The 21,407-nt window shown below is 67.2% G+C and carries 20 protein-coding genes; 17 read left to right on the plus strand and 3 right to left on the minus strand.

What is annotated here, in order from left to right:
• The first annotated feature begins 1 nt into the window (after window position 1).
• The 3 genes from ACLIVD_RS39355 to ACLIVD_RS39365 all read left to right on the plus strand — a co-directional run bounded on the left by ACLIVD_RS39355 (window position 2) and on the right by ACLIVD_RS39365 (window position 2,117).
• Window positions 2-370 carry a DUF3846 domain-containing protein gene (locus tag ACLIVD_RS39355; RefSeq protein WP_491933329.1) on the plus strand — a complete coding sequence of 123 codons (369 nt, stop codon included), beginning with the start codon at window positions 2-4 and terminating at the stop codon, window positions 368-370.
• A gap of 20 nt (window positions 371-390) precedes the next feature.
• Complete coding sequence (locus ACLIVD_RS39360; protein WP_491933331.1) at window positions 391-738, plus strand: hypothetical protein; 348 nt, start codon at window positions 391-393, stop codon at window positions 736-738.
• Window positions 739-1,064: 326 nt separating this feature from the next.
• A complete protein-coding gene (locus ACLIVD_RS39365) occupies window positions 1,065-2,117 on the plus strand; it encodes a DUF932 domain-containing protein (RefSeq protein ID WP_491933332.1) in 1,053 nt (350 codons plus the stop codon).
• Window positions 2,118-3,604: 1,487 nt separating this feature from the next.
• Here the strand turns inward: ACLIVD_RS39365 and ACLIVD_RS39370 are convergent.
• The gene (locus ACLIVD_RS39370) at window positions 3,605-4,549 is read right to left on the minus strand and encodes a phospholipase D family protein (protein ID WP_491933333.1); all 945 of its coding nucleotides are present in this window, start codon (window positions 4,547-4,549) and stop codon (window positions 3,605-3,607) included.
• A gap of 268 nt (window positions 4,550-4,817) precedes the next feature.
• Here ACLIVD_RS39370 and ACLIVD_RS39375 point away from each other — a divergent pair, with 268 nt between their 5' ends.
• The 9 genes from ACLIVD_RS39375 to ACLIVD_RS39415 all read left to right on the plus strand — a co-directional run bounded on the left by ACLIVD_RS39375 (window position 4,818) and on the right by ACLIVD_RS39415 (window position 15,240).
• Entirely contained in the window at window positions 4,818-5,045 is a 228-nt protein-coding gene (locus ACLIVD_RS39375; protein ID WP_491933334.1) for a hypothetical protein, read from the plus strand.
• 491 nt (window positions 5,046-5,536) lie between these two features.
• Complete coding sequence (locus tag ACLIVD_RS39380; RefSeq protein WP_491933335.1) at window positions 5,537-5,929, plus strand: hypothetical protein; 393 nt, start codon at window positions 5,537-5,539, stop codon at window positions 5,927-5,929.
• Window positions 5,926-8,025 (plus strand): hypothetical protein, encoded by a 2,100-nt coding sequence (locus ACLIVD_RS39385; RefSeq protein ID WP_491933336.1) that lies wholly within the window; start codon window positions 5,926-5,928, stop codon window positions 8,023-8,025. Before ACLIVD_RS39380 ends, ACLIVD_RS39385 begins: the two co-directional genes overlap by 4 nt.
• Window positions 8,025-8,822 (plus strand): hypothetical protein, encoded by a 798-nt coding sequence (locus ACLIVD_RS39390; protein WP_491933337.1) that lies wholly within the window; start codon window positions 8,025-8,027, stop codon window positions 8,820-8,822. Before ACLIVD_RS39385 ends, ACLIVD_RS39390 begins: the two co-directional genes overlap by 1 nt.
• 245 nt (window positions 8,823-9,067) lie before the next feature.
• Entirely contained in the window at window positions 9,068-11,056 is a 1,989-nt protein-coding gene (locus tag ACLIVD_RS39395) for a cutinase family protein (RefSeq protein ID WP_491933338.1), read from the plus strand.
• The gene (locus ACLIVD_RS39400; RefSeq protein WP_491933340.1) at window positions 11,053-11,313 is read left to right on the plus strand and encodes a hypothetical protein; all 261 of its coding nucleotides are present in this window, start codon (window positions 11,053-11,055) and stop codon (window positions 11,311-11,313) included. Before ACLIVD_RS39395 ends, ACLIVD_RS39400 begins: the two co-directional genes overlap by 4 nt.
• Before the next feature lie 582 nt (window positions 11,314-11,895).
• On the plus strand, window positions 11,896-13,905 hold the full coding sequence (locus tag ACLIVD_RS39405) for an ADP-ribosyltransferase (protein WP_491933341.1): 2,010 nt from the start codon (window positions 11,896-11,898) through the stop codon (window positions 13,903-13,905).
• A gap of 67 nt (window positions 13,906-13,972) precedes the next feature.
• Entirely contained in the window at window positions 13,973-14,143 is a 171-nt protein-coding gene (locus ACLIVD_RS39410) for a helix-turn-helix domain-containing protein (RefSeq protein WP_491933343.1), read from the plus strand.
• Window positions 14,144-14,157: 14 nt separating this feature from the next.
• Window positions 14,158-15,240, plus strand: coding sequence for an ADP-ribosylglycohydrolase family protein (locus ACLIVD_RS39415; RefSeq protein WP_491933522.1), 1,083 nt, complete (start codon window positions 14,158-14,160; stop codon window positions 15,238-15,240).
• Window positions 15,241-15,294: 54 nt separating this feature from the next.
• Here the strand turns inward: ACLIVD_RS39415 and ACLIVD_RS39420 are convergent, their stop codons facing one another.
• Window positions 15,295-15,474, minus strand: a complete 180-nt coding sequence (locus ACLIVD_RS39420) for a YegP family protein (protein ID WP_005256424.1) — start codon at window positions 15,472-15,474, stop codon at window positions 15,295-15,297.
• 148 nt (window positions 15,475-15,622) lie between these two features.
• Here ACLIVD_RS39420 and ACLIVD_RS39425 point away from each other — a divergent pair, with 148 nt between their 5' ends.
• The gene (locus ACLIVD_RS39425; protein WP_491933344.1) at window positions 15,623-15,970 is read left to right on the plus strand and encodes a histone-like nucleoid-structuring protein Lsr2; all 348 of its coding nucleotides are present in this window, start codon (window positions 15,623-15,625) and stop codon (window positions 15,968-15,970) included.
• A gap of 281 nt (window positions 15,971-16,251) precedes the next feature.
• Here ACLIVD_RS39425 and ACLIVD_RS39430 read toward each other — a convergent pair whose 3' ends face one another.
• Window positions 16,252-17,235: an ATP-dependent DNA ligase gene (locus tag ACLIVD_RS39430; protein ID WP_491933345.1), complete on the minus strand. Its 984-nt coding sequence runs from the start codon at window positions 17,233-17,235 to the stop codon at window positions 16,252-16,254.
• 180 nt (window positions 17,236-17,415) lie between these two features.
• Between ACLIVD_RS39430 and ACLIVD_RS39435 the strand changes: the two genes are divergently transcribed.
• The 4 genes from ACLIVD_RS39435 (at window position 17,416) to ACLIVD_RS39450 (ending at window position 21,234) form a co-directional block, all read left to right on the plus strand.
• Window positions 17,416-17,709 (plus strand): hypothetical protein, encoded by a 294-nt coding sequence (locus ACLIVD_RS39435; RefSeq protein ID WP_491933346.1) that lies wholly within the window; start codon window positions 17,416-17,418, stop codon window positions 17,707-17,709.
• Window positions 17,706-18,032, plus strand: coding sequence for a hypothetical protein (locus tag ACLIVD_RS39440; RefSeq protein ID WP_491933347.1), 327 nt, complete (start codon window positions 17,706-17,708; stop codon window positions 18,030-18,032). The genes ACLIVD_RS39435 and ACLIVD_RS39440 overlap by 4 nt, the downstream gene beginning before the upstream one ends.
• Before the next feature lie 1,194 nt (window positions 18,033-19,226).
• Complete coding sequence (locus ACLIVD_RS39445; protein WP_491933348.1) at window positions 19,227-20,468, plus strand: saccharopine dehydrogenase family protein; 1,242 nt, start codon at window positions 19,227-19,229, stop codon at window positions 20,466-20,468.
• 520 nt (window positions 20,469-20,988) lie between these two features.
• A complete protein-coding gene (locus ACLIVD_RS39450; protein ID WP_206016654.1) occupies window positions 20,989-21,234 on the plus strand; it encodes a helix-turn-helix transcriptional regulator in 246 nt (81 codons plus the stop codon).
• Window positions 21,235-21,407 lie beyond the last annotated feature (173 nt).

Genomic DNA, 21,407 nt, shown 5'->3' on the forward strand with positions numbered 1-21,407 from the left:
CATGAGCAAGCACGTGATGACGGCGGTGCGGATCGATCTGGACGGGCGCGCCGAGGTAATCGACCTGGCGGCAGCGACGAGCACGGGTGCGGCGCTCCGGTCGGCGATCGGATGCCGCTGGTTCGACGTGGTGCGACTGGGACCGGATCTGGACATGTGGGTCGACGACGAGGGCGCGACGCTGGCGGATGCACAGGTCAACGTCACGGCGACGACGATTGCACGCGCTCACGGGGCGATCTGGCAGCCGTTCTACGGGGTGGCGGTGTTCGCAGCCCATGACGGGGACGGCGCGACTGTGGGGCTTTCCGAGGACGTGAAGGATGCCCTGCTAACGCGCGCGTTCTACCGACCCACGGTGATTCGATGAGCGAGGAAGGTACCCCCGCAATGAGGAACGAGACGAGCACGAACAGCCTCGCGCTCCGGCAGATGTACATGTCGCAGGCAGAGCGCGCGCTCGAACGCGGCAGCCACTACATCGAGGAATCGATCTGGGTCTACCTGATGCGCGACTGGGACGGCACCGATCGGTGGGTGCTCGACCCGGTGACGGTGGACGGATACGGGCTGGACTCGGGCCTCGAGAACGGTGCCCGCAACAGCGAGTGCCTGTGCGAGGACCAGGCCGAGTGCGATGCCATCCGAGATCGGATGGACCGGACCGCTCTGCCCACAGCGGATGCTCTGCTGCATCTGCTCGCAGACTCGCTCGGGTACACCCTCACCAAGCGCTGAGTCAGCCCCTCTCACGGCGGCCCGCACTCCCTTCGGGGGTGCGGGCCGCCGTTGTGTGGTGATGCCCGAGGGGGTGGACGGTTCATGTTCGGGCGCCAACCCATCCGGTGCCCGGCACCGGATGGGTAGGTGGCGTTTTTCCACTCCGGGCCCTTGACTTCGGCCCATGCACGTGAACCGAAAGTGATCGAAATCGCTTGTAATTCAGTTGGTTTCGGGTGTTGATCTTGTCGGTGGTGTTGGTTATGTTCGTACTCGCCTTAGTTGATGAGGCCCACGGGACTGACCATCCCGTGGGCCCGAAGTAGAAAAGGATCGGTGCCGTTATGTCGGCTGAAACTCTTACGTGGCTCAACACACAGACCCTGATCGGGATGACCTCGCAGCGGGGGCGGGCGTGGCACTACCGCGCGCAGGAGCAGGGCGAACAGTCCAACCACTACCCGGGAGCGATTCCCGTCGGCGACGTCGCCGAGCGGCTGTTCTTCTGGGACGCGATCAAGGTTCCCGTGCTCGCGCAGTTTCCTGCGGACATCGAGACCATGACAGGGCTCGATGCGCAGGGACGCCCCATGATGGCGCAGCAGATGCCCGCGATGGTCGCTGTGGCGCGCAGTGACACCCGGCAGGTGTTCAAGGTGTTCTCCGACGGCTACGAGCCGCATCAGTACCGTGAGTGGCTTCTGGGGGCGGTGTCGAACATCCTCGGTGACACCTTGGTCGTCACCTCGGCGGGATTGCTCCGCCACGGTGGGCAGGCGTGGGTTGAGGTCTCTGTTCCCAAGACCCTGCACGACGGGCGCACGGGGTTCAGCTACCGGCCCAATCTGTTGGCGGCGACGTCGCTGGATGGCAGTCTGGCGACGACGTACGGGCGCACCGTTACCGCGACGGTGTGCGATAACACGATGGCGATCGCGCTCGGGCAGGCGCGGGGTCAGCAGGTGAAGATCCGGCACAGCCGGTATTCGGGTTTGCGGATCGACGAGGCCCGGCAGGCGCTGAGCCTGGTGGAGGAGACCGCTGACGAGTTCACCGAGACGCTGCGACGTCTGTCCTCGACGGCGGTGACGGATCGGCAGTGGTTCGCGTTCCTGGACGCCTGGTACCCGATGCCGGAGGAGCAGGGCCGCTCGCGCACGATCGCGACCCGAGTGCGTGAGGAGCTGGTGGAGATGTACCGGCACGACGTGCGGGCCAACAGCTGGCAGGGAACCGCGTTCGGTGTGGTCCAGGCGGTGAACACCTGGGCCCACCACAAGCAGTCCGTCAAGGGCGCCCCGCGCGCCGAGCGGAACCAGGAAGGCGCGATCTCGGGCCGCTTCGACAAGCTCGACGCCTCCGTCGTTAGCACTCTCGAGAAGGTCCTCGCTAGCTGAGTCTGTCTCGCTGTCGGCGGTCCGCACCCTACCCCCTGGGGTGCGGACCGCTGATGTGTGTTGTGGCTGTGACCTGTGTTCAGTTTTGTTGTGTGGGTGTGATGGGCATGGGGTGTGGTGCCGGGATCTGGTGGGCCTGCGTCGGGTACGGGCGGGCTGCGGATACCGCCTCGGCCCGACACCGGGCGGCCGGCGCTGAGAATCAGCGGGGATATGCGCGATCTGGCGGACTCTCACCACCCGAACGTTGTCGAGCACGTTGGTACTTGTTCCAGGGTGTGTATCGAGTGGGCGGGAAAGGAATGGCCTGTGCGGTGAGTTTCAGAACGTCATGGAGGAGCACGATTTCGGATCGCGAGCGCGAGCACGATATAGAGATGGGAGTGACCACGCGAATCGCTGCGCCCGTGTCGGCATGCAGCATTTGAGTGGTGCGCGAGAGTCATTGGATAGCAGCAATATTCGCGAGTGCGACGCTTGCAATCTCCACTACCTCGATTTCGATTGGGAATTGGCTGACGGAACCATTGAGGCAAGGGGCCCGGGAACATGCAGCGTTACCGGTCAACCCGAACCAAGCGGCGTTGTCCCTGGGGAGCCTGCCGCGTGCGCGTGGCCCGTCACCCGTCATCAGTCGCGATCAGTGCCCTCGATCTTCGAGGCAGGGCTTCGGCCGACCCCGCACCCCAACGTCCCCGGCACCGTGTGTGCCGGGGACGCATTCGGGCGACTGGGTGGCGGCGCGCGCCGCTCCGTTCGTACGGCTTTCGCGCCGACATCGTGCACGACTTCCACCTTCTGACGCGGCGTTGCGCTTGGGGATCGGTGACGGATAGAGCGGCGACCGGCTGAGATCTTCTCGGTTCGTGCCGCGCTGACGGTGTGGTGTCGTGGATTCGTCAGGACCGGATCCCGGGCCTCTACTTCGTCGGTCGGCTGTGCCATTCTGGTGCCAGGTTCGGTGACGTCGCGAGCGTGAGGGTGACATGACTGTGCATGTGATCCAATCCAGTGGACACAATGGGTCGGCGGGGCGGTGTGATCTGTGTGAGCACCGCTTCGAGGCCGCGGTCACCGGGCAATCCGCGGCGGAGGCGTTCGCCCGGATCAACGGGTGGGTCGTCGGCGAGACCACCCGGTGCCCGATGTGCGTGACTGCCCGAATCGCCCGTATCGCCTGAGCATCGGACGCTCGTGTGAGGGTGTGCAGGTCGGTTCGCCGGTAGCTCCTTCCGGGCGACCGGGATCGTCCACCGCCGCACCATCCAGTCCGTCGAGCAGAGTCTCCCGGTCACCGGTGGGCATCGGACCCACCGGTGTTGGGGAGGGGGCTAGGCCCGAGTGCGAGGGTGAACGAGGTGGGTGGAGTCCGACCTCGAGCCAGCTAGTGGTGACGGCCAGTGACCGGTGCTCGGGTAGGTGTCAGCAGTCGGGCTTGTCGGGTTCTGCGGCGCTGACACTCACGCTGGACACAGGCTCGTTGAGGATCAGAGGTCCCACAGCCCTAGCAACGCGGACCTGAGCCCAGGGGAGCGGACGTAGTGGTCGGTCCGCAGCCGTGAGCCCGGGTGCCCGAGATCGGTCAGCGCCTTCTCGGCGTCAGCGAGGGGGAGCGGGGACAGGCCGGTGCGCAGGCGCAGGAAGTACAGAACCGCTCCACCGGACCGCGGGATCTTCATGGGGTCGGACACCACGACGGCCGGCGCGTAAATCCACGCGTCATCGGCCGAGACGAAGACGATCACGTCGCCCCGCTTCACACCGCTAGGTCTGTCGAGGCGAAGCGATTCGAGCTGGTACTTCGCCGCCGGGCCGCCGCGGCTGTGGTGCCGGCCCCGCTGCTCGTCGAGGACCTGTTGTTCGGTGCGGGTGGGTTCGTAGTCGACGGCGTGTTTGACGAACATCCGGGTCACCGGCGTCGGCAGGAAATCTGTCTCGATGCGAACCCGGCCGGTGACCCCGGGCAGGGGGACCGCGCGGCCGATCTCCCACTCCCGGATCGCGTCGTCGAGGAACACCTGATCGACTTCGGTGATTTCATCGAGGCCGTTGATGAACTTCCGCACGGAGGCGATGATGTCGGGGTCGTCGGTGATGACCGCAGCGTCGTCGGCGAGGGTGGAGTTCTCGGATGCGTTCGCGGACCCGATGACCGCCCGGGTGTTGGTGACGATCACCTTGGCGTGCAGGGTCGGCGACGACAGTACCCGTACCCCCTTGTTCAGGTAGTGGGCGAGGGCGGCGGGGGAGGTGGCGTGCGCCCGGATAGCGGCTTTGGAGGCGTTGACGACCAACAGGTCCCCGGCGCGCAGCGGGAGCAGGTCGGGTGCGCCGGGTCCGAGGTAGCCGATCGCGGCGTACCGGGCGCCGCGGGTGCGGATGGCGCGGGTGATGTGCGGCCACGGGCTCGGGCCGTGGAAGGTGGTCCCCATACCGACAGACGGTAACCGGCCCGCCTTGCGTGTGGTGCCGGTCCCGGGCAACGCTAAAAGGAAGCTCAACGGGGGCGCCGTCGGTTCGGCGCTCCCCGGCGAGGTCGACGGTGGCGCGGGTGAGGGGCTGACCGCGGTTTCCCGGGGTGCATCATCCGGTCGAATCTCGGTTGCGGACAACGCGTCGGCGTCGGCGGCGGCCACGACCGTCGGTCCGGCGCTCTTACTCTTGTGAGCACCACGAGACGAGACCGGCGGGAGGAGGATGATGAGTTACGAAGCGATCTACGACGGGGTCCGCTATCCGCTCGCTGATGCGGCGGCCGCCCACGGCCTCGAGGACGACATCCGGGGCCTCTTCGCAGGCAACGGCAACGGTGGCTTCGTCGGTTTCGTCAGCCAGAACTCGACGGTTCGCCTGCTGATCACGCCGGCGACTCCGGTCGCGATTCGGGGCAGCGACGAACCGAACCCGAGCGTCGTCCACCGCTGGTAGCCCCGACCGCAGCCGATACCTCCGTCGGGCCGCGACGGTGTGTCCGTCCTCGTGGAGGAGTCGGTGTCCGCGAGACTTTCGGCAACGATCCACCGCCAAGGCAGAAGGAGGGTATGGTGCCCAGCCTCATTTTTGGGTGGTGTCACCTACGGCATCAGCCAGACCCGGTTCGAGGCCACCCGGGAGCTGCTCGGACGGTTCGCCGAGGGACACACCCTGGGAGTGGCGATGTCCCTCACCCATGACGGTGCCCGGCCACCTGTTCATCACCCCCGGGGTGCCGATCACGCTGGCGGAATGACGACTCCGCGGTGGTCGAGTCCTAACGGATTCCTGCGGAGACACCGCCCGAGCAGTGTCTCCGGCGAGGCCGCCAAGCGGCGGCGTCAATCCCTCGGCGGGAGGTAACACCCGGTCAGGTCTTGGCCGCAACTCTGCGCGCAAACATGCCAGCGAAAATACCGGCAACAAGGAACGGAGTGGGTAGGGTGATGTCCGCGCACGTACACGGGTGGCACACCGAACACGAGTGGGTGGGGATGGCGAAGGCAGGAACTTCCGAAGGCGGCGCCCGCCGCCGCCCGACCGGGGCCGGACGAGCCGCCGTAGGGGCGGCGAAACGCGCTCCCGGTGCGGGCGACGTCGGTGGTGCAGGAACGCCGAGTCCGGAATTGACGGCAAAGCTGGAACCACGGAAGGGCCCGACGAAGGTTCCGCTCAATACCCGCGTCCTGGCCTCGACGGAGGCCCGGTTGAACTGGCTCGTCAACGATCGCCAATCCACGGTGACCAACGTCGTGGACGTGGCCCTGCAGGAGTTCTTCGACCGCTACAGCGTCCCGCCGGCAGATCACGACGGCCGGATCGCCGAGCAGGAGTCATGAGCAGTCCGTGGGAACAGATACCCCTGTTCGCACTGCCCGAGACAACCGCGACGACGTCTCCCGATTCCACCGATGATGTTCTCCCTGACGATGACGTTCTCCCCGACGACGACGCTGTCGCCGTCGATGCTGATGTCTTCGTCGAAGCCGATCAGGCTGACTCTGAGCCCGCCGCTGCCGCCCACCCTGCATCGCCCGAGCGGTCGGATGTGGCCGAAGCCGCCGACCCCGCCGAAGCCCCGTCCCCGCCGACACCCGAGACGGACAGCGAAGAAGTGGACAACGCAGCGGTCGACGGCGACGAAGTGCACGACGACGCGGCTGAAAGCGACACGGCTGAAAGCGACGCGGCTGAAAGCGACACGGCTGACAGCGAAGAGGCTGGCAGCGAAGAGGCTGACAACGAAGAGGCTGACAACGAAGAGGCTGACAACGAAGAGGCTGGCAACGACGCGGCCGATAAGCCGGTGTGGGAGACGCTGCCCGCCGGAGAAGAAGCCGATGGCCATGCGTTGATCGTGACCGCCGACGGAACCTACACACCCTCGGGGCGGGAGTTGACCGGTCCCGTCGATTCGGTCGAGAAGCTGGACAAATTGATCCGCTGGGCTTCGCTGACACCGTTGGGCGCCCCAGCGCAGATCTGGGTCGTCGGACAGGCCGCGTGCGAGCTGCTCGGGTGGATCATCGACCCGGGCAGTGAAGACGACGTCGACGACATGGAAGCCCTCCGCAACCGCGCCGCCCAGGAACTGACCGCTGTCCTGCACGCCACCCTGACACCGATGCTGAACGCGGGCTGGGAGTTGCGTGGCGAGCCCGGGCACGTGGTGCATCTGTCCCGCTCGATCGGGAACTTCACCTCGATGGTGGATGTGGTGATCGAACCGTACGTGTGGACGTACTGGAACAAGGACTTCGGTTGGCACAACCGGGTCGGTGACATGGGCATCCTCGGCTCACCGACGGCCGGAACGTATCTCCCGGACGATGACCTCCCGGCGGCACGGGAACTCGGTCGCCGGTTGGCCTGGTGCGCCCGGCACCTCGGGGTGCTCCCGGGACCGACGCCCGCGCGCACCGGCGCGGCCCTCGTCGACAAGATCAAGCGGGAACGCACCCGCAGCGGTAAAGGGATCGTCGTCACCACACCCGGCTCGGTTCCACCGCTGGACGGCCCGCCGCGGGGAGACCTCGAACCTGCCGTCGGCTGGACCCGCGTCCCCGACGCGCAGGATCTCGACGGGGCGAGCCGGTTGGTGTCGATCGATCAACGCGCCGCCTACCTCGCATCCGCCGGCATGCTCGAATTCGGCTACGGGCAACCCCAACACCTGACTGGTGACAATGCCGCGGCTGCGGCGGTGGGGGAGAAGGGTGCCCCGTTCGGGCTGTGGCGGATCACCCTGCCGCCCGGGCAGACACTGTCGCTGCCCGAGAAGCTCCCGTTGCCGCACCCGCACATGCTCACCGACCAACCGGTACAGACCTGGGTCACCTCGGTCAGCCTCGACGGGCTGTGCTCACCGGTCGCGGACGGCGGAATCGGTGCGGACCTCGACGACCTCGACATCACCGAGGCCTGGGTCTACCCACAGCAGGGCCGGGCGCTGGACAAGTGGGCAAAGATCCTGCGCGAGGCCCGGAAGGCCGCGGTGGACACCGACGACGACGCGACGAAACGGTTCCTCGGCACCTGCTACAAGGGCTACATCGGGCGAATGGTGAACCCGGACATGTGGACTGCGAAGCAGATGCAACATCACCACCAGCCTTTGTGGCGGGCGGCGATCATCGCGCACTGCCGGTGGCGCGGCCGCCGCGTCGCGATGCGGATCGCCCGCGAACACAATCGTTGGCCGGTCCGCACCGTCACCGACTCCTGGGTGTACCTCCTCTCAGGCGGTGAGGACATCGCCGACCCGAGCGACGCTTTGGGGAAGATGTCGGTCGAAAAGGACATGGTCCTCACCGACACACTCCTGTCCGCCTTCACATCGGCCCAGGACGTTCACGACGTGAACCTGGCGATCAAGGCGGCCTTCGCCGACAACGAGGACGCCGCCGCCGACGACGAAGGGGAGGGGGTGCTCTGATGGCCCTGCATCTCCCGAAGCCGCGCACCAAGAAACCCGCGCAGGAGGCGGTCGGCCTCGACGGACTCAAGGTCTCCGTCGCCAACGCCGCGACCAGCGGTGTCGAAAAATCCAAGCAGGTCAAAAGTGGGGGACTGGCCCGGCTGACCAGCAAGGTCTCCGTGAAACAGCTGCGCAAGGAACTCGGCAACGAGGGCCTGCGGCAGGCCGCGATCGATGCCGGCCGCACACCGCCGTCGGCTCGCACGTTGCGTCGGTGGGCGCAACAAGGCCGCATCCCACATCCGGATGTTCTCGAGCGTGCCCAACGGCGTGCCGCGATCGAACGCCTCGGCGGCGTCGACGTCGTGGCGGCGAAGATCGGGCGGTCCCGCTCCGCCGTGTCCCGGTACCGGTCCGGTGAAACGAACGAGTTGCGTGCGGATGCGAGCAAGAAACTCAGGAACGTCAAGGCGCAGGACATCATGAAACGGGCCGGGGTATTGCGCCCGGACGGAACTCCGAAGAAGGCCGTCATTCGCGTCAGGGGTGGCGTCATGGTCCGTAACGGCGCCGACGAGGGCTACGACTACCGGGTTCGGACACTGGATTTCGCGAACTCGGACACACCGTTCACCAGTGAGGAGTCCCGCGAACTGGCCGCCGCGCTGGCGAATGACGATCACGCCCGCGTCGTCGCGTTGCTCGAGCGGCACGCCACCCTCGACTACCCGGAGAACAAGGGCTTCGACAAGTACAGCGACCAGTTCGGATTCCACTTCGACCACATCGACTCCGTCCACATCGACTGGATCTGATCTAGAGGGGACGTGCCGTTTCCGCAGGTCCTACCGCGGGAAGAGACGTCGGCGTGCGCGGTGGGTCGGGCGGCAGGCGACGTGCGAATGAGGGTTATCCACATACCCCGTTGAATCTGGCTGCCGAATTCGGTCACCGTATGCACCTCACCTCATCGGTGTGTGTTCTTCGGAGGCTGCGTGTGGCATCCCGGAGCCGCATCGAGGGGTGAGCTTCATAGCTCGCCGCTACAGATGAGGTGCCAATGCCCGCAAGACGTTCGAGAGCCCACAACCTGGTGGCTCTCGTTGCGTGCGCGACCGTCGCCGGCAGTTGCGTTGCGCTGACAGCCCCCGCGATCGCACACGCCGACCCCACCGGCTGTGCGGCGACGTTCAACCTGCTCATCCCCGGCACCTGGGAGACATCCGGGAACGCCGACCCCCACCAACCTGTGGGGATCCTCAAACCGGTCGCCGACGCCATCACCACTGCCCACGGTGACCGGGCAGAGGTCTACACCCTCCCGTACATGGCCCGCGCGTTCGACAACGGCCACACCTACGCCGACAGCAAAATCGACGCCCTCACCAACGCCGAGGCGGTACTCACCGACGTCGCGAGCAGGTGCAAGAACACGAAGTTCACGATCACCGGCTACTCCCAGGGCGCCGACGCCGCCGGCGACCTTGCCTCTGGGATCGGCAACGACCACGGGCCGGTGCCCGCTGATCGTGTCCTGGCCGTGGGCCTGCTCGCCGACCCCGGCGCCGGCACCCAGGGCTCCGCCGTTGTGGGCCCGCGCACCTCCGGTCACGGCATCGCCGACCCCCGCCCGCAGGGAATGGGCACGCTCTCCGGCCGGGTTGCCTCGATCTGCGATCCCGGGGACCTGTACTGCTCGATCCGCAAGGGCGACAACCCCATCCTCGGCTCGCTCGGGTCGATTCTGAGCAAGACCCCCAGCACGAACGGTGACACCAGCAACACCGGCGGCACCGGCAACTCCCAGTTGGCCACCGCGTTGACCTCGGACTTCTCCGGCGCCGACCTGCCCGCACTCGGCCGGGGTGTCGCCGCCCTCGGACAGCAGCTCTCGCAGCCGAATGTCGATGTCGGCGGCGTTGCAGCGACGGCATCGTCCATCGCCGGCACGCTCGCCCCGATCGTGGATTTGATCGACTCCGGGACCGCACACGCCGCCACCGGGCAGCTGTCCGCCGCCCCGGTGGGCAGTCCCGAACACATTGCCTCCCAGGTATTGTCGAACGCCGGGTCATCCGATCTGTCCGCTGCACTGACCACCGTGTCGACGATCGCCGACACCGCGGGGAAACTGGCAGAGTCGGGGACTTCGACCGTGGCCGGGACATCGGAAGACTTACCGCAGCTGTCGGCCGCGGCCACCACCCTCGGCGGCCAGGTCGCCCCGCTGACCTCGGTTCCAGCCGATGCACTGTCGACGGCCTCGACTGTGCTGTCAGTACTCAAACCGGCCACGGTCGTCAACCAGGTCCTCAACGTCGCCACCGGGGTGACCGCGCTCGACGTCCCCGGCATCCTGAACAACCTCACGGCGCTGCCGCAGAAGGTCGCCGCCCTCGACGCCCACGGCGCGCACCAGGTGGCCGGGGAGCTGAACAACCAGTTCGCGCCGCTGGTGAAGATGGCCGCGGCCGTGGATCTGCGCTGGGTGTCACAGATCCTGTCGGTCATCCCGGACCCCACCGGGTACACCCAGATCGCCGCACTCGTCGCCTCCATCCTGGGAGGCGTCGACGTCATCCGGCTGGCCACCCTCATCGGCCAGATCCAGGAAATCGCCTGGACCGCGGTCGAGAAACTCCTGCCACCCCCCGGGCAGGCACCCGACCCCCTCGGAGCCGGGGCCGCGATGGCCGGCCTGCTGCCCGTCGGCCTCGACCTGGCCTCGGTGGCGGTGAACATGCTCTCCGGCAAAGCATCCAAGACCCCACCGGAACTACTCGGCAAAACCACGAACGCGGCCACCAGCATCAGTACCCACACGGAGAACGTTGATCTGCCGGCGCTGACCGGCTCACTGACGACCATGGCCCAGTCCCAGGGGGCTGAGGACCTGACCGCCCTGCTCGGCGAAGGCCTCAAGGCCGCGAGTTTCTTCACCTCCGGCGCCCACACCAACTACAACACTCTTGTCGTCGACAACGCCGGCCGCAACGCAATCACCTGGCTGTCCGACTGGCTCAATCTGCAGATCGAACGTGCCGTATGACCTCCCGCGCCCACAACCCCGCCGCCCGCTGGACCTTCTGCCACCTGTGTCATCACCGCGGCTATCACAGCCGCGCCGACGCCAAAGCGGTCCGCAGAAGGCACCCCGGCGAGAAGGGGCTCGCCGTGTTCGTCTGCCCGCACACCACCGGACTGTTCCACCTCGGTCACCGCCCCGACGCGCTGAGTAACGGTCAGATCGACCGGCAACGACTGCGCAACCAAGCAGCCCGAACAGCAGGCGACCGACGAGAATGAGCTGCCACAGCACCACGATCCGACCCCCGATCGCCCTGCGGCTCAGTGCCCTCGGCTGTTTCGGGGTCACCGGCCACCACACTGGCATCGCCTCCCACCGCGCCCCACGGCGAGCCGCAGATGACCTGAATGTTAACCGGCCATTCGAGGCTGAAACCTGGACGAACGGCACTCCCCGCGAGCCTATCCCGCTTGCAACATACACTTGTGGCATTGTAAAGTCTGGGTCTGGGCGGCGGCGAGGTGATTCTCGGACATCTGCTGTCCGAGGCAGGCTGGCGCGCAACGGACCGGGATGGGGGTGTGCACGACATGCCCCACGGCAACGTACTCATTGCGCCCGTGCACCCGGCTGGGCGGCGATGTAACCGCCTCGCCCGCCATGTGATCGGCGGTCGACCCGTGTGTGGGGACGTGCCGTCTGCCCAGAAAGATGCCCCGATGTGCCGCTCGAAAGCCCACGGAAGTGGTCGCCGCTGTCCCGGTTGCGGAAGCTACAAGGCCGCTGCGAAAGCCAACGCGAACAGGCGATTGGGCCGTGAAGCTCGGAAAAAGGTGGTCGACCACCTGAAGGAGCAAGGGATGGTCGAGACAGCGGCCGCGGTGCAGGCAGCACCCCCGAGTGTCCTGCCGGAGCTGATGGCCGCGTTGGGAATCGACCCCTCGGTGCTGGGGAAGACCCCGATGCCGAGTACCCACGCCAACCCGCCGTCGGCGAAACTGCTGATCGCCCATGCTGAGGCCGAGCGCGCGAAGTTGGCCAGCTCGCAGATTACTTCGGCGCGGGCCACTCTCGATGAAGCAGAGCAACGCGTCGTCGACGCCGATGCGGAGGCAGAGGACGCCCGCAAGGCGGTCAACCGGCTTCGGGCCCGACTGAGGAAGGCCAAGAAGGCTGTCGAGGACTGCACCGGTTCACCGTCCGACGTCGCAGCGAAGCAGAAGGACCTCGACGACGCCAAGCAGGCGCATCTCGACGCCAAGCGCCGGCAGGTCGACGCCAGGGAAGATCTGGCAGCGGCGAAGTTCGGGATGCGCGACGACATGACCACCGACACCGAACGCGACGCCTACTACGCATCCCTGTCCGATGACGAGGTCGACACGATCACCCGAGCGCTGAACCGCTGCGCCGCCCCTGCCGCGGAGCATGCGCTCACCGAGGGCGGCCAGCCCGCCCTGGCGTCGACTCCCCGCGACACCACCGTCTACACCGCCGGCACCATCGCGATGGAAACCGGATCCGGTGTCACCGAGGTCGAGGGACGCATCCTCGACGGCGGCACCGCCATCTACCGGCGCGGCTACTCGGACTTCATCATCCTGCAGCGCAGCGGCGACGCCTACCACCCGGTGGGGCAGGCCAGCAGCAAGAACGATGCTCTGGCCAAGGCAAACCGAATCCCGGTCCTGTCCGCGCCTGATCCGCTGCCGACGGACGCCACCGACCTGCAGAAACAAGCCCACGCGATGAAGGGCGAGGTCGGACTGCACGTGGCCCGTAAGGCGGTCTCCGGCGCCGCGTCCACGCCGGCCGCGCAACAGGCGGTGATCGACGAAGAGATGGCCGAGGCCCGGGACACACTGACCCACGCGCTCGGCGGCGGACCGGCCCGCGCCGACATCCACGACGGCATCAAACGGCACAAGATCGCGCTGCGCGAGCAAGCGGCGGACGCGGCCGGTCAGCAGGCGCGGGAAAAAGCCCTCACCGGCGGTGCGAGCAAGGCCGAGGCCGACGCCGCGTACAGCAAGGCACACCGACGCGCCCTGGGGACGCCCACGGTCGGTGGCGGGGTGATCCCGCACTTCGACCACGACATTCCGCCGCACAGCCTCGGCGCCGACAAGCACGCCAGCCTCTGGCGCAGCGGAATACGCGCCTACGGCAAGGAAACCGCCGGTGACTACAGCGTGATCGCGCAGAAGGCGGGGGACCTGAAGGCATGGGGGTTCCAGGTGGGCCCAGGCGGGCAGGTGCAGACCTCGAGCATCGGGTCGCTGACCACCTCGAACGCGCAGTTCGTGCAGAAAATGCTCAGCTACCAGGAGCGCAGCGCATTGACCACCTACACCGGCGGCAGCTACCACGCGATCAACGCCGCGATCACCGGCCGCGACCCCAGTCCGTCCGGGCACGTCAAGACCGTGGTGTCGCAACTGGACTCGGCGTTCGGAAAGTTCCGTGAACACAACCCGAACACGACGCCGATGACACTCGTGCGCGGTACCCGAGTGCCGAGCGGATGGACGGGCAGCACCGAGGAGTACATCGACGCCGCCTTCACGGTCGGTTCCCGCATGCAGATCGGCAAGGTGACCAGCTTTTCCACCAATCACGGCACCGCGAACGCATTCGCCGGCCACCCGCCGTACATGATGGTCGTCCGCACACGAGACGGACTTCCGCTCAAGTCCATCTCGAAGTTCTCCTCCGAAGACGAAGTCGTGCTCCCGATGGGCACCAACCTGCGGTGCGTGAAGGTCGACCACAAGGGCATCGGCGGCCGGCCGACGGTGTACATGGTCGCCGAAGACCTCGTCGCCGAAGCCGACAGCGGTACCGGCGGCGGCGCAACCAAGGCCGCGTAACCCATTCTCTACCAGCTAAAATGACACGTCCCCTCCTTCAGAGGGGCGAGACGGAAGGATTACGGCGATGGCCGCACTCAGCGACGAGCAGCTCGACGAGATCCGCCGGCAGCTCGATCAGGGGATGACCCCCGACGCGATCGCCGACTACCTCGGACGAGTCGCCGACCTGGACCTCATGGACATCGAGACCGTCCGCACCGCCGCCTACGCCATCTCGCGAGGAGAGACCCCATGACCATGACGCCGTCGATGAGCCACCCCACCGCCCCGGCCGACACTCAGATCCGGTACGCCAACGCGTTGACCGGACTGGCCGCCGGTGACGCCTGGGGCTACCAGGTCGAATTCATCAGCTACGCACAGATGCCGGCGTACCCGGTCGCCCCACCGGCCGGGACCTGGACGGTCTCCGATGACACCCAGATGACCCTGGCCGTGCATCGGGCTCTGGCCGAGGTTCCCGACCTCGACGACATCGAAGCCGTCACCGACGCGATCACCCGTCAGTTTCTGCTGTGGCAGGTCGACCCCGACAACACCCGGGCGCCGGGCCGCACCTGCATGACGTCGCTGCGCAACCTCCGTGCCGGTGCCCGCTGGTACGACACCGACGGCGCCGTTGAATCCGCCGGCTGCGGGGCCGTGATGCGCCTGGTCCCCACCGCCTTCGCCCCCGATCCGTATTGGTTGGGCCTGACCGCCCTTCAGGCCGTGATCACCCACAAACACCCGCGGGCCGTGGTGCCCGCGTTGTTGCTCGCCGACGCCACCCGCCACGCCGCCCCCGAGTACCGCGGCCGGTTCCTCGCGCACGCCCTCTCGACTACCGCGCAGATCTACAACGGCACCAGTGGCTGGTCCACGGATCCGTACCTGCGGGAGGTCCTCGCCCCGATCACCGGGGACGTGTCGTCGTACCTGGTAGAAGGGCTGGACGACGGGACCGCGGACATCCTCACCGCCGCCGCGGGCCGCCTCGAACAGCTGCGCCCTCTGCCGCCGGCCGAATTCGGGGACCCCTGTTCCGGGATCGGTGAGGGTTGGGAGTCGGCCAGCGCGGTCGCCCTGGCCTTGCTGGTCGCCGATCTTGCCACCACCTCCGACAATGACGCCCCGGCCGCCCTGACCGGGCCGGAGGCGCTCGCCTGGGCCTCGACGAGCAACGGCGACTCGGACTCCATCGCCTGCATCGCCGGCGGCATCATCGGCTCCGCCCACCCCGAAACGGATTACTGGGCCGGAGCGGGCCTGACACCCACCTTCGAGCCCCGCTACGCCGAGGAAATCAAGGCCGCGGCGAGCCAGCTCCCCGCCGGTGCTCCGGCCGACTGACACTCCTGCCGCGTCTTCGTTCTCGCGACGTATCGCCCCGCCATGGAGCGGGTGTCAGGTCAGGTCGTCGGTCGGGGCGGTTGCCGCATTGGATTTGATCGACTCAATCCCGTTCTGGGCCGCCGCCTTCGATGTGTAACCCTGACTGGCCGCGATGATTTCGCCGTTCGCAGCCTTCAGGTGAAACCGAAACTGGCCGGCGGTGTCCTTGAACAGCTCGAACTTCGCAGTCATCGCTCCTCCTCCGGTGAGTCCACGAGTGTCGCGGACCCCGTGCCACTTCACGGTAGGTCCCGATAGCCCACCGGCGCAGAACACTCTTTTCCTCCGGTACTGCCAGTAGTGTCGTCTCGTCCGTACCGAAAACTCGAGGAGTGGATCTGTGGCACGCAAGGTCGTAGTAGAGCTGGCCGACGACATCGACGGCACCGCCTTCGGCGACGACGGTGAGAGCATCCACTATGCCGTCGACGGCGTCGAGTACGTGATCGACCTGAAGGACGAGCACGCGAAGGAACTCCGGGAGACCTTCGAGTACTACATCGCCCACTCCACCCGGGTCGGCGGCCGCAAACACCGGACGGACCGGCAGGTCAATCCCATCGCGCCGAAGCGGGCATCGGGTGAAACGAAGAAGATCCGCGCCTGGGCGATCGAGCAGGGCCACCAGCTCTCCTCCCGCGGCCGCATCCCCGCAGAGATCGAGCAGGCCTTCCACGACGCCCACTGACCACGGGTGACCCGTGCAGGATCGCCACCCTCGCCGGGACACCCGCCTTCGGAATACCAGCAGATCGTCCGCTGTTGAAGAGGTTGACGGTGGCGCTCATACCCCGGGTACCACACCAGAAGAGTCGCTGCGAGCGACCACTTGCCGAGAGGCGATATGGCGTCACCGTCCCCCTGACCGGGTAAGACCTACAGTGCGTAGCGTTCCCGGGCGAAGGGGATGAGGAGCCGCTGTCACTGGGGAAGGCGACAGCGGCTTCCCCATTTCTCGGATACGCTTTGTCACAAGGAATCCCGGGTGATCGACCCAGGATCGAGATCTCCTCGCTGCCCTTTAAAGCTGGGATGCCGAAGCCCGCCCGGAAGGTATTCGCGATACTCGACGTCCACCACGACCACAGGTTCGACCCAACGCACGATCCCGTGCTCCTGTGCGGCCGCGGCCTCGGACTCTGCTGCGAGCGGGCTGCTTCGGCGTTCGAGGTGGGCCAGCTTCTCCTTCAGCTGGCGGCGCGCGGCCTGAGAAAATCCGGTCCCGACCCGGCCCACGTAGCGCAAGGCACCCGTCTCGTCGTAGGCGCCGAGAACGAGAGCGCCGACCAGGTGGCGCTGCGCACCCCCGCCCGGGATCCAGCCGATCACCAAGGCCGAACTCCTGATGCGTAACAACACTTTCCGCCACGACCGTGCGCGCTGACCGGGCAGATAGGGAGAGGACACTTTCTTGAAAATCGCGCCTTCCATCATGGAATCGCGGGCAGCCTCCAGAATGACCGCGCCGTCCACGCCCTCCCAGTGCGGGAGGATCTGGATGGGCAGGCCGGGCCCGTGCAACTCGTGGCCGAGGTCGGTGAGGGCGGCACGGCGCTCCAGATACGGGGCCGCCGTCAGATCACCGCCGTCGGCAGCGAGAACGTCGAACGGCAGGTACGTGACCGGCACCTGCCGGCGCAGGGCCGTGGTCGGGCGCAGAGTGTTCGCCCGCTTCTGCAACCGCGCGAACGACGGCCGCCCCTGGGTAAGGGCCACGATCTCGCCGTCGAAGACGATGCGGCCACCCCGGTCGAACGTCTCGGACAGCGCCGCGGCCACCTCCGGGTATGAGGAGGTGACGATGTTGAGGTTGCGGGTCCACAACACCGGCGGCTCACCGCCTCCGGCCGCAGCCAGTAGGCGGAAGCCGTCGTACTTCATTTCCGCCGCCCAGTCGCCGGTGTTCTCCGGTGGTTCACCCGGTGTGGCCAGCATCGGCGCAATCAGCCGCATAGAGCCGATTGTGCGCCCATTAACGCAGCTCCGACGACCTTCCCGGTTCACGGCACCGAGAGTGCGGCGCGATCACCGACCCACTCACGGAACCGCCCGGACTGCTCGACCGCCGGTGACATGACACCCTGTCCGAAACAGTTTTCACCCCCGCGACGCCGGAAGGACCCCGCACCACCCATGACCACCTGGACCCTCTGGATCGGCGCCCTGTTGGTCGTCGGCGGCTCGGCCGCCCAGCTCACTCATCGCACCGCGGCGGCCCGCGCCCTCTGGGTGCTCGCCGTGCTCGCCTTCATAGCCACGACCGTCGGGGCGGCGGTGACCGCTGCCGAGTTCTCGCTGCCGTTGGTGCTGATCCTCGTGGCCGCGATCGCGGCGACCTGCGCCCTGATCACGGTCACCCGTAAGCCGGCCAAGGCCAAGGCCAAGGCCAAGGCCAAGGCCGCGGCGGGGCGAGGGGGCGCGCAGTGATCACCGCGGTCTGCGCCGTGGTCCTCGGCGTCCTACTCGCCGGTTCGAACCTGGCCGACCGCCGGCGCACCCGCCAGTCGGAGCGGGCGCGGATCGCCGAGATCGCCGCCGGTCTCGACCGCTTCCAGTGGTGGGTGCTCGAGGATCTCGCCGACGCACGCCAGGCATTCCTGTACCGCGACCGCGCAACAGGGGACGAGAAGGTCCGGGCGTTCCTCGCTGCCCGTGAGACTGCCATCAAGGTCGGTATCCCCGACGAGGTGGCGATATACCGGCTGGCCGACCAGATGATCCGGGAACGGGACCAGCAACGGCTGGGATAAACCCGCCCGTAGCGGTGCGGCCCCGGAAGAATCCGAGGCCCGTCGTACCGATCAGGTTCGGGGCGCGCACCGCGGTGCCGGAGACAGAGGGTCGATTGTAAGCTCCGCCCCTCTGCCCACCGCCGCTTCATGCACAGAGCAACAGGCCGCACCACCGCAACAGGCCGCACCACCGATCTGCGGAACCCCGCAGATCAGGACCGGGAACGGGTCACCGGTCTGGGCGGCGAGTGGCGATTGCTCGTCGTGATCGTCACCGTAGGTCGTCCCTCTGACAAAAAATGGGTCGGAGCACCGGCGTCCGCCCTCGACGAGATGCGCCAGCTCCTCGACTCCCTGCAGATGTTGTCCGCGGACCAGCCTGTCGAGGACAAGGCGGCAGCACGCATTTCTGTCCGAATGCCATGCCCGCGCCGAGGGATAGCTGCCGCGCACTGCGGAAACAGGTCTCCTACGCCGAAGAGTTGACTGCACTTCTCGCCGGGCGGTCACCCGCGATCGGTGCGCAGCGGCCGGACGAGGTGCGGGCCGATGCTTCCCGGGCATAAAGCCCCACCGACCCGCACCACGCTCTGTGCCCCGATGTTCGAACGGGGAACCTGCTGGGCAGAACACCCGAACCCCCCGAGCGGGGCAGTGCCGAGGCTACCATTCGCTCGAACAGGTGTGCGAAACGCGTCAATCGGCGCCCGATCTCTGGCCCCAACGGCAACCCGTTGGGGCCAGGCCAGTGCTTGGTGGGGCGGGAGGGCTGCGGGTGTCAGGCGGCGGCGACCGAGAACTCCGGGCGCCGCCCTACCACCAGCCTCGGGTCTGGCAGTGCGATCGCGCCCTGCTCCGGTGCGCAAGCCCGTCTGCTGAGCGGGTGTCGCGTCCTCGCACTCGTCTGTCGGTGGCAATCCGTAAACTCGGGGTTGTTCTGTTGAGCATCCCCCCAGATTTTGCTCGCGGAACACCCCCCAGTGGCCCGGCATCACCCCCCCGATGCCGGGCCACACCCATGCCGAAGGGGCGACTCATCGAGTGCGTGTTGTCATCTGCAGACAAAGGCCGTGAAACGGGTCTTGACCGGGGGTTATGACACGTCCCCTTCGCTTCGGTCCGAGGATGTTGACCCCACGCCGCTGGTATGTGGTTACGTCGGGTTACAGCTACCTCTTCTGCGTGATCGGCGGCGGTTGTAGGCTCGCGCGCATGACTGACAGCGGACGCGAACTCGATCTCGTCATCTACGGAGCCACCGGGTTCGTCGGAAGGTTGCTCGCCGACTACCTCGCCCGCACCGCCCCGGACGGTGTGCGGATCGGCCTCGCCGGACGGTCCCAAACGAAACTCGAGGCCACGCGGGCGGCGCTCGGGGCCCGCGCCGCCGACTGGCCGATCATCCTCGCCGAATCCAGTGACGCCGTCGCGCTCGCCGAACTCGCCTCCCTCACAAGGGTTGTCGCGACCACTGTGGGGCCCTATGCGAAGTACGGGGCCGAACTGGTCGCAGCCTGTGTCGCGGCCGGCGCCGACTATGTGGACCTGACCGGGGAGGTGTTGTTCGTCCGGACAAGCATCGACGCCCACCACGACAAGGCCCGGGCCAACGGTGTGAAGATCGTGCACTCCTGCGGCTACGACTCCATTCCTTCCGACCTGGGTATTCATGTGCTGCACCAGAGAGTCCAAGCTGACGGTGCCGGCGATCTCGGCGACACCACATTGGTGGCGACGCTGCGTGGCGGCGTCTCCGGTGGGACCATTGATACGCTGCGCACGCAGATCGACGTGTCGAAGAAGGATCGGGCGCTGCGTCGGCTCGCGGCCTCCCCGTACTCGTTGAGCCCGGACCGGACGAAGGAACCCGACCTCGGCCGACAGTCCGACGTGGCCGTGGTCGACGGTGCAGACATCGACCCGCAGGTACGCGGGTGGAAGGCCCCGTTTGTCATGGGCTCCTACAACACCCGTGTGGTGCGGCGCAGCAACGCGCTTCGCGGTTGGGTGTACGGCCGCACATTCAAGTACCTGGAGGTGATGAGCGTCGGTGACTCGCGCCTGTCCCGCGTCTACGCTGCCGGTGTCGCGGCCATCCTCGGCGGGCTCGTCCTCGGTCTCAGCGTTCCGCCCACTCGGTACGTCCTCGACCGGATCCTCCCCGCACCCGGCGAGGGCCCCAGCGACACGACGCAGCGCAATGGCTATTTCGCGATGGACATCTACACCACCACCACGACCGGCGCCCGGTATGCGTCCCGGGTGGCGGCGCAGGGCGATCCCGGGTACCGGGCCACCGCGGTCCTACTGGGGGAGTCCGCACTGAGCCTCGTCTTGGACCGGGACCGCCTTCCCGACGAGGCCGGTGTCCTCACCCCGGCCACCGCCCTCGGCGACGTCCTCGTCGACCGGCTGCGCACCGCCGGCGTGGAGATGTCCGCACGCAAACTCTGACGTGCTCGTGGAAGGGCCTTGGGCCCGTCCATTGCAGCAAAGGCTCCTGCGCGTCCCGGCACCTCGGAGCTGTCCACACACTCCTCGGTCGGACCGGTAGCGGTGCCAGGTGGGCGGGCACCGACCCGGCCGGGGTGATCCTCCCGTCGCGTCGAGGGGTACAGGCCCAGCGCGAGAACACCGACGGCCGGCTGCCGTCGCTGCGTATGGTTGCGAGATCGATGCAACCTGGTCGTCGCGGCGACGGTGTCCCGGTGCCGTGTCGGTGCACCCGCGAGGTCGCCTCCGGGTATCCGTGCAGGCTGTCGGGGACATGTCATCTACCCAGGTGGAGGCCGTAATTTACGGACCCGGCGTGCCAGTCTGCGCGCATCGTGGCCACACGTAGGGGATCCTCCGGAGGGCATCACCATCCGGCTCGTACCTTGCAAGCTATCGCTGTAGTGTTGTCGACGCGGATCGCAACCGCAGCCTTCCCACATCACCGAGAAGGCGAAGAACTGGAAGGACTCTAACGAAGATGGCCAACCCGCATCGACTGACCACCGATCAGGTCCTGGAGTTGATCAAGGAGGAAACCGGCACCGAGCTGTCCGCCTCGACGTTCCGCGGATACGTCACCCGTGGGCAAGCTCCGGCGCCGGTGGAGAAGATCGGCCGCACTCCGCTGTGGAAGCGCTCGGAGATCATCGAGTGGGCGAACAACAGGCCCGGCCAGGGCGCGCGCACCGACATCCCCAAACGGCGCCGCCGCCGCGCCGACTGATCGCCGTCGTTCCCGGTGACCCCCTGGATAGGTGGCAAGCCGACGGAACATCATGTTCCCCAGTGGATCCCGGTGCAATTCGTGTACTTGTCGGGTGGTGGAGTGCAGTGTGTGAATGTGGTGCACCGCGGCGGAAGGTTCTCAAGACCGTTAGGATCGTCCACGGCCTGCGG

The organism is Rhodococcus sp. G6(2025) (assembly GCF_058628105.1).

Bases quoted from the DNA above. Each gene is read 5' to 3' on its own strand.
- ACLIVD_RS39430 (WP_491933345.1), bottom strand. From the start codon at position 17,235: ATGCGGCTGATTGCGCCGATGCTGGCCACACCGGGTGAACCACCGGAG.
- ACLIVD_RS39395 (WP_491933338.1), top strand. From the start codon at position 9,068: ATGCCCGCAAGACGTTCGAGAGCCCACAACCTGGTGGCTCTCGTTGCG.
- ACLIVD_RS39355 (WP_491933329.1), top strand. From the start codon at position 2: ATGAGCAAGCACGTGATGACGGCGGTGCGGATCGATCTGGACGGGCGC.
- ACLIVD_RS39375 (WP_491933334.1), top strand. From the start codon at position 4,818: ATGAGTTACGAAGCGATCTACGACGGGGTCCGCTATCCGCTCGCTGAT.
- ACLIVD_RS39445 (WP_491933348.1), top strand. From the start codon at position 19,227: ATGACTGACAGCGGACGCGAACTCGATCTCGTCATCTACGGAGCCACC.
- ACLIVD_RS39380 (WP_491933335.1), top strand. From the start codon at position 5,537: ATGTCCGCGCACGTACACGGGTGGCACACCGAACACGAGTGGGTGGGG.
- ACLIVD_RS39405 (WP_491933341.1), top strand. From the start codon at position 11,896: ATGGTCGAGACAGCGGCCGCGGTGCAGGCAGCACCCCCGAGTGTCCTG.
- ACLIVD_RS39360 (WP_491933331.1), top strand. From the start codon at position 391: ATGAGGAACGAGACGAGCACGAACAGCCTCGCGCTCCGGCAGATGTAC.
- ACLIVD_RS39385 (WP_491933336.1), top strand. From the start codon at position 5,926: ATGAGCAGTCCGTGGGAACAGATACCCCTGTTCGCACTGCCCGAGACA.
- ACLIVD_RS39400 (WP_491933340.1), top strand. From the start codon at position 11,053: ATGACCTCCCGCGCCCACAACCCCGCCGCCCGCTGGACCTTCTGCCAC.
- ACLIVD_RS39450 (WP_206016654.1), top strand. From the start codon at position 20,989: ATGGCCAACCCGCATCGACTGACCACCGATCAGGTCCTGGAGTTGATC.
- ACLIVD_RS39365 (WP_491933332.1), top strand. From the start codon at position 1,065: ATGTCGGCTGAAACTCTTACGTGGCTCAACACACAGACCCTGATCGGG.
- ACLIVD_RS39370 (WP_491933333.1), bottom strand. From the start codon at position 4,549: ATGGGGACCACCTTCCACGGCCCGAGCCCGTGGCCGCACATCACCCGC.
- ACLIVD_RS39390 (WP_491933337.1), top strand. From the start codon at position 8,025: ATGGCCCTGCATCTCCCGAAGCCGCGCACCAAGAAACCCGCGCAGGAG.
- ACLIVD_RS39435 (WP_491933346.1), top strand. From the start codon at position 17,416: ATGACCACCTGGACCCTCTGGATCGGCGCCCTGTTGGTCGTCGGCGGC.
- ACLIVD_RS39410 (WP_491933343.1), top strand. From the start codon at position 13,973: ATGGCCGCACTCAGCGACGAGCAGCTCGACGAGATCCGCCGGCAGCTC.
- ACLIVD_RS39415 (WP_491933522.1), top strand. From the start codon at position 14,158: ATGAGCCACCCCACCGCCCCGGCCGACACTCAGATCCGGTACGCCAAC.
- ACLIVD_RS39420 (WP_005256424.1), bottom strand. From the start codon at position 15,474: ATGACTGCGAAGTTCGAGCTGTTCAAGGACACCGCCGGCCAGTTTCGG.